Annotated in this window: 6 protein-coding genes and 1 pseudogene; 4 read left to right on the top strand and 3 right to left on the bottom strand. The window is 70.7% G+C overall.

Going from position 1 to position 7,226, the window contains the following annotated elements; all coding sequences use genetic code 11:
- Positions 1–518: pseudogene (locus tag ACOADB_RS15765) on the bottom strand (Ppx/GppA family phosphatase); the annotation flags it as partial.
- A 58-nt stretch (positions 519–576) separates the two neighbouring features.
- On the opposite strand from ACOADB_RS15765, the gene ACOADB_RS15760 reads away from it, so the two are divergent.
- The 3 genes from ACOADB_RS15760 to ACOADB_RS15750 all read left to right on the top strand — a co-directional run bounded on the left by ACOADB_RS15760 (position 577) and on the right by ACOADB_RS15750 (position 2,878).
- Complete coding sequence (locus ACOADB_RS15760; protein WP_378600435.1) at positions 577–1,338, top strand: hypothetical protein; 762 nt, start codon at positions 577–579, stop codon at positions 1,336–1,338.
- A 180-nt stretch (positions 1,339–1,518) separates the two neighbouring features.
- On the top strand, positions 1,519–2,157 hold the full coding sequence (locus tag ACOADB_RS15755) for a VOC family protein (protein ID WP_378600432.1): 639 nt from the start codon (positions 1,519–1,521) through the stop codon (positions 2,155–2,157).
- 16 nt (positions 2,158–2,173) lie between these two features.
- Complete coding sequence (locus tag ACOADB_RS15750) at positions 2,174–2,878, top strand: class I SAM-dependent methyltransferase (protein ID WP_378600430.1); 705 nt, start codon at positions 2,174–2,176, stop codon at positions 2,876–2,878.
- 42 nt (positions 2,879–2,920) lie between these two features.
- On the opposite strand, the gene ACOADB_RS15745 is transcribed toward ACOADB_RS15750, so the two are convergent.
- A complete protein-coding gene (locus tag ACOADB_RS15745; protein ID WP_378600427.1) occupies positions 2,921–4,462 on the bottom strand; it encodes a S8 family serine peptidase in 1,542 nt (513 codons plus the stop codon).
- Between the two features lie 95 nt (positions 4,463–4,557).
- Positions 4,558–5,592 carry a LacI family DNA-binding transcriptional regulator gene (locus ACOADB_RS15740; RefSeq protein ID WP_378600425.1) on the bottom strand — a complete coding sequence of 345 codons (1,035 nt, stop codon included), beginning with the start codon at positions 5,590–5,592 and terminating at the stop codon, positions 4,558–4,560.
- A gap of 72 nt (positions 5,593–5,664) precedes the next feature.
- Here ACOADB_RS15740 and radA point away from each other — a divergent pair, with 72 nt between their 5' ends.
- On the top strand, positions 5,665–7,101 hold the full coding sequence (gene radA / locus ACOADB_RS15735) for a DNA repair protein RadA (RefSeq protein ID WP_378600422.1): 1,437 nt from the start codon (positions 5,665–5,667) through the stop codon (positions 7,099–7,101).
- Positions 7,102–7,226: the final 125 nt, after the last annotated feature.

Here is a 7,226-nt window from a genome sequence, read left to right as displayed (position 1 = left end):
GGGGCCTCCGCGAAGTCCGCACGGGCCAGGCGCGCAGCGCCCAGCGGCAGCGACCACGCCACGGTCGGGCGTTCGTCGGAGCCCGCTGCGATCTCGAGGGAACCCCCGCCGATGTCGAAGACGGCGAGTCGACCGGCCGACCAGCCGAACCATCGTCGTACGGCCAGGAAGGTGAGGCGGGCCTCGTCCTCCCCCGGGAGTACGGCGATCCGCACGCCGGTCTGCTGCTCGACGTGCGCGAGGACCGCCTCGGAGTTGCCGGCGTCGCGCACCGCGGAGGTCGCGAAGGACAGCATCTCCTCGCACCCCTTCTCCTCGGCCACACGGACGGCCTGCGCCGTGAACGCAGCCAGGGCGTCGATGCCGGTCTGCGACACATCACCGGCCGTGTCGAGGTGTTCGGCGAGACGGAGCGGCTCCTTGTAGGAGTACGCCGGGAGCGGGGCGGCACCGTCGTGGGCGTCGACCACGAGGAGGTGACCGGTGTTGGAACCGATGTCGAGGACGCCCAGCCGCATGCGTCCAAGGTACTAGTCGTGGCGCCTCCAGCCACGAGAAGTCCTCTAGATTGGGCGGATGCCTGAGGTCCCGCTCGACTTTCCCCGCGCGTGGGTGGAATTCACCAACCCCGCCGACGAGACCGAGGTCCTGCGTTGTGACCTGACCTGGCTGACGTCGTCCTTCACCTGCATCTTCGGCAACGGCTGTGCCGGCATCTACGCCGACTCCCCCGACGTCGGCTGCTGCACCCTCGGCGCGCACTTCGCCGACAAGGAGGACGAGGAGCGGGTCGCCGGCTTCGTCGAGCAGCTCACTCCCGAGCAGTGGCAGCACCACCCGGGACGTCCCGTGAAGCGCAAGGACTGGGTGGAGAAGGACGATGACGGCGAACGCAAGACACGCGCCCACAAGGTCGACGGCCAGAGCTCCTGCGTGTTCGCGAATCGCGACAATTTCCACGCAGGAGCGGGATGCGCGCTCCACGGGCTCGCCCTCGACCAGGGCCGCAACCCGCTCGAGACCAAGCCGGACGTGTGCTGGCAGCTGCCGATCCGGCGCACCTTCCGCGAGGTCGAGCGGATGGACGGGTCGTCGTACACGGAGGTCTGTATCACCGAGTACGACCGCCGCGGCTGGGGCGCCGGCGGCCACGACCTCGACTGGTACTGCTCCGGCAACACCGAGGCCCATGTCGCCATGGAGCCGGTCTACGTCTCCAACGAGGCCGAGCTGGTCGCCCTGATCGGCCGCAAGGGGTACGACGAACTGGTCCGCCACTGCGAGGCGCACCTGCGTTCGCGGTCGGCCCTGGCCCTGCATCCGGCCGACCCGCGCTGAGGCTGGTTCATCAAGGGATGTTGGTGAACCTGCACTTCCCCCGGTGAGCAGAGGCAGGGAAGTGAGGACTCATCTGCATCCCTTGATGAACCCGCACCGGGAGTGGCGACCACCTCTCGACATCAAGAAACCGGTACCCCGCCGGTTTCGTTCTCTCAGCCCATGTTCAGAATGTCTGACATGCGCCTCGACCATCTCTCCTACGCGGCAGGACCCGACGGACTCGAGAGCACCGCTGCGCGCCTCGGCGCAGCACTCGGTCGCGAGTTCGTCGACGGGGGTGTCCACCCCCGCTTCGGCACGGTCAACATGATCCTTCCGCTGGCCGACGGGATCTACCTCGAGATCGTCCAGGCGCTCGACCACCCGGCATCCGACAAGGCGCCGTTCGGCCAGGCCGTGAAGGCCCGCTCCGCCCTCGGTGGCGGCTGGCTCGGCTGGGCCGTCGCCGTCCCGGACATCTCGGTCGTCGAGCAGCGCCTCGGCCGCGCGGCCGCACCCGGCTCACGGCACCGCCCCGACGGCACCTCGCTGAAGTGGCAGCAGATCGGCATCAACGGCCTGATCGCCGACCCGCAGCTCCCCTTCTTCATCAACTGGGACGTCCCGGCCGAGCTGCACCCGTCCGCCGGCGCCGACGGCACCGTGTCCCTCGCGGGCATCGAGATCGCCGGTGACCCGCAGCGGGTCAGCGAGTGGCTCGGCGAGACCGTCGAAGCCCCGCTCGAGGACGTCAAGGTCGAGTGGGTCGCTCCGCACGGCACCCCCGGCATCCTTGCCGCGCAGGTCCTCACGCCGAACGGCATCGTCCGTATCTGAGCTTGATCGGCCGAGCGTGTCTCCGGTGCAGGGCGCGATCCCGAGCCCGAACATCTGGCACCACACCGCCACCTACGAGCTCGAGAACGAGGCCGCCGACCCCGACGGTCGACTCTGGTCGGCCATGGAGTCGCGGGTCGACTGGTCCGGGCAGGTCGTGCTCGACCTGGGCTGCGGCTCGGGCTTCCACCTGCCGCGCTTCGCCACGACCGCGGCGAAGGTCATCGGCGTCGAGCCACACCCCGGGCTGATCCGGCTGGCCGAGCGCCGACTCCGCGCGCGCGGCACCACCAACGCCGAGGTGCTGGCCGGCACGGCGCAGGCGATCCCGTTGCCCGACTCGTCCGTGGACGTCGTCCAGGCGCGTTGGGCGTACTTCTTCGGACGCGGTTGCGAACCCGGCCTGGTCGAGCTCGACCGGGTGCTGCGGCCCGGTGGCACCGCACTGGTCATCGACAACGACGGCTCGCGCTCCACGTTCGGCGGGTGGTTCCGGCGCGGCTATCCGCACCTGGACTCCCCCGAGGACACCGAACGGTTCTGGGCCATCCGTGGCTGGACGCTCGATCGCGTCGACATGGGCTGGCGGTTCGGGAACCGAGCCGACCTCGAGGCCGTGGTGCGCATCGAGTTCAAGCCGGAGATCGCCGAGGAGATCCTGCGCCACCACGACGGCGTCGAGGTGGACTACGCCGTCAACCTCTGGTCACGCAGGTATTGACCAGAGGTTGACGACGCTGCCCAGCAGGCGGTCAGCAGACCGTCAGCTGACCGCGTCGAGGGCGTCGACGACGCCCTCGCCGTAGTAGCTGTTCTCCTGGTCGGTGCCCACGCACGGCGCCCCGGCGGTCGCGACCACGCACGCGTGGTCGTCGGCCTGGGACCGCAGCTTCTCGACCATCTGCGCGGGCGTCCAGTCCGGGTGCACCGACTTCATCAGTGCGAGGACCCCGGCGACGTGCGGCGACGCCATCGACGTACCCGACTTCAGGCCGTAGCCGTTGTTGGTGACGATGGTCGACAGGATGCGCGACCCGGGCGCGGCGACGTCGATGACGCCGAGACCGCGGTTGCTGAATCCGGACAGCCGGTTCTCGAGGCCCGTGGTCGGGAAGCGCTCCAGCGACGAGACGGTGACGACGCCGTCCAGCTCGGTCGGGATGTCGTCGCACTCGCTGTTGATCGTCCGCACGATCGGCGTGCTGTCGTCCGGGCTGGTGTCGTCGGTCGTCTTGTTCGACAGGTCGTACGACGCGTTGCCGGCAGCAGCGGCGTGCACGACGCCCTGCTCGGTGGACCAGGTCACCGCACGTCGTACGGCTTCCTTGGCGGCGTACTGGTCGGCCTGGTCCTCGCAGTAGAACATGAACGGGTCGACGTAGTAGCTGTTGTTGGTGACGTCCATGCCGTGCTGGCCGGCCCAGACGAAGCCACAGACCGCGAACTCCGGGTAGATGAAGCCCTCGTCACTGACGACCTTCACCGACGCCATCTTCACGCCCGGGGCGACGCCGACGATGCCGGTGCCGTTGCGAGCGGCGCCGATGGTGCCGGCCACGTGGGTGCCGTGGTCGCTCGTCGTGGGGTACCAGCCGGTGGCCGAGGTGTCCGGCCGGCCGGCGTCGGTGCAGTTCACCGAGTCGGCGACGTCGATGTTCGCCGCGAGGTCGGGGTGGTCGGGGTCGATGCCGCTGTCGAGGACGCCGACGACGACATCGCTCGAACCATCGGTGATCTCGTGCGCCTGGTCGGCCTTGATCATGGCGAGGTCCCACTGCTCGGACTCACGCGGATCGGGCGCGACGGCCACGGTCTCCTCGGCGCCGGTCGTGTCGGTGCTGCGGTCAGCGGTGGCACTCCTGGCGATCTGGCCGTTGCCGGGACCCCAGGGGGCCGGGACGCCCTCGGGCGTGCCCTCGAGCACCGGCACGGTGCGGGTGGCACCGACGGACTCGAGCGCGCGGCCCGCGAGGGCGCGGACCTGGTCGCGGAAGTCGGCCTGGTCGCTGTGCGCGACGATGACGCCGATCTGCGGCCAGGTCTGGACGACCACGCCGTCCGCGGCGCGCACCGCCCGCTCGACCAGGCGAACCTGGCCGGGGTTCACGATCTTCGTGTTCAGCAGGTACGCCGACACCACGCCGTCGGGCGTGGAGATCGGGACCGGGGTGGACGGCGGCCCGTCGAGGGCGCCGGTCGGTGCCGCGCTGGCACCGGATCCGGTCACGGCAAGACTGGCCAGGGTGAGGCCGGTTGCGACCGTGAGGGCGGCGACACGGAGTCGCCGATGGACACCAAAGGACATGAATGTTCCTTCCGAGAGAGATGCAGGATTGCTGCGACGTCATCCTCACACCCGGACAGTGTCCTTGTCGCCCCCTCCGGGGCAGGAGATTCTGCTCAGCCCGAGGTCGTACGCCGAACGGCGAGTGTCGGCGCGAGCAGGACTCCGCCGCCGTCGTACCCGGTGGGCCCGAGCAGTCCGGTGAGGGCGTCGACCAGCTCGACGGCAACCTGCTCGAGCGGCTGCCGGACCGACGTCAGGCCCAGCACCTGCGCGACCTGCGAGTCGTCGAACCCGACGACGGCGACGTCGCGACCTGCGGACATCCCGCGGTCGGTGAGCGCCTGGAGGACACCCACGGCGAGGGTGTCGGAGGCACAGACGAAGGCCGACGGCCAGACCGCGTCGAGGAGCTCCGATGCGGCCTGGCGGCCCGATTCGACGGTGTCCTCGACAGCGGCTTCGAGGCCGGACGTCGAGAGTCCGTGGGCCGCCATCGCGCGGTGCCAGCCCGACCGGCGGTCCTCGCCGAGGCGTGAGCCCGGCTGCCAGCCCACCCACGCGATCCGCTCGTGGCCGAGCTGGCGGACGTGGTCGGTCGCCGCCTGCACGCCCGCAGCACCGTCGACATCGACCCACGGGTGGGTGGCACCCGGGTCGTCCCACGGCCGGCCGAACGCGACGAACGGTGCCCGCCGCTGCGCCAGTCCGACCGTCTGCTGGTTGCCGAGATACGTGTCGGTGACGACGAAGGCGTCGACGGCCGTGGAGCGGAGCAGGTCGTCGTACCCGCTCATCGGCTCGGGCCGGGCACCCTCGGCGACGGGGCCGGTCGACAGGAGCAGGACGTGGTACCCGACCACCCGCGACGCCTCGACCAGGCTCCGCACGAACCGGTCCATCGCCATGTTCGCGGTGAACTCCTGCGGCGGCGTCAGGCGCAGGCCGATCAGGCGCGAGGAGCGGGTGCGGAGCTGTCGGGCGGCCTGGTTGGGGGTGTAGCCGAGGTCGTCGATGACCGCCCGCACGCGCTCGAGGGTGTCGGCGCGCAGCAGGTCGGGGCTGTTGATCGCGTTGGAGACCGTCTGGCGGGACACACCCGCGCGCTCGGCGACGTCGGCGAGGGTCGCCGGAGGCCGGGGGGTGTCCACCGGCCCATGATCCCACGCATCACCGGGCGTGCCTTCCGGGTCGTGTCGGAGGCATGTCCTAACGTCTGGGGCATGGCTGGTTCGAAAGTACGTTCGACTTACCGATGCGGCGAGTGCGGCTGGTCCACGGCCAAGTGGGTGGGCCGGTGCGGCGAGTGCCAGGCGTGGGGCTCGGTCGCCGAGGCGGCCACGTCCAGTGCCTCCACCAGTCGTACGACGGCCACCGCCGTGACCTCGGCAGCGGTGCCGATCGGGCAGATCTCCGCCGACACGGCGGTGCACCACCTCTCCGGCGTGCCCGAGCTCGACCGGGTGCTCGGTGGCGGACTCGTCCCCGGCGCTGCCGTCCTGCTGGCGGGCGAGCCCGGCGTCGGCAAGTCGACCCTGCTGCTCGAGGTCGCCGCCCGCACCGCCCAGCGCTCGCAGCGCACGCTCTACATCACGGGCGAGGAGTCACCTGCCCAGGTGCGGCTGCGCGCCGACCGCACGGGAGCGATCCACGACGAGCTCTACCTCGCCGCGGAGACCGACCTCGGAGCCGTCCTCACCCACATCGAGCAGGTCCGCCCGAAGATGGTGGTGGTCGACTCCGTGCAGACCATCAGCGCGTCGGAGGTCGACGGCGTCTCCGGAGGCGTCACCCAGGTCAAGGAGGTCGCCCAGGCACTGGTGCGGATGGCGAAGAGCCGCGACATCACGGTCGTGATGATCGGACACGTCACGAAGGACGGCGGGATCGCCGGACCCCGCGTGCTGGAGCACCTCGTCGACGTCGTCCTGCACTTCGAGGGCGACCGCGACTCGCGCTTCCGGATGCTGCGCGCGGTCAAGAACCGCTTCGGCCCGGTCGACGAGGTCGGCTGCTTCGACCTCGGTCCCGACGGCATCCGCGCCGTCGACGACCCCACCGGGATCTTCACCGAGCGCCACCACGGCCGGGTCGCCGGCACCTGCGTCGCGGTCACGATGGAGGGCCGTCGCCCCCTGCTGGCGGAGGTCCAGTCGCTGGTGACGGTCTCCCCCGCCGAGCGCCCGCGGCGGACGACGTCCGGGCTCGACGGCTCGCGACTGGCCATGGTGCTCGCGGTGCTCCAGCAGCACTGCGGCATCAAGCTCCACCAGCACGACGTGTTCGCGTCCACCGTCGGCGGCGCGCGACTCACCGATCCCGGCAGCGACCTCGCCGTCGCCGTCGCGGTCGCGTCGGCGACCTTCGTCAGCGCGCCACCGGCCGGCGTCGTGGCGATGGGCGAGATCGGCCTGTCCGGCGAGCTCCGTCGTGTGCGCGACCTGCCACTGCGCCTCGCCGAAGCCGCGCGGCTCGGGTTCGAGATGGCCGTGGTGCCGGCCGATCCGGGCGCCGCGCAAGGAGTGCGGCGCGCCAGCACGGACCGCATGGTCGAAGGAATGCGGGTCGTGGAGGCTCCCGACGTCGCGACCGCCCTGCGTCTGCTGCACCTCGACCGTCGTACCAAGCACGCACTGGAGGTCCTCGAAGCGGCCGACTGACCGTGCTCCTGCAGCGGTTCCGAACGGAGCGGAACACACGCCAGAACCGATAACCCCGCGCCATGGTGCGCGGCGGTGGATAGGGTACGAGCGTTCCAGTTTCACCAGCAGGTTTCATCAACACC

It is taken from the genome of Nocardioides sp. CPCC 206348, assembly GCF_048654705.1.
Lineage (GTDB): Bacteria > Actinomycetota > Actinomycetes > Propionibacteriales > Nocardioidaceae > Nocardioides.
Note: the sequence above shows the minus strand (reverse complement) of the source record. Positions and strands in the feature narration are given on the sequence as shown.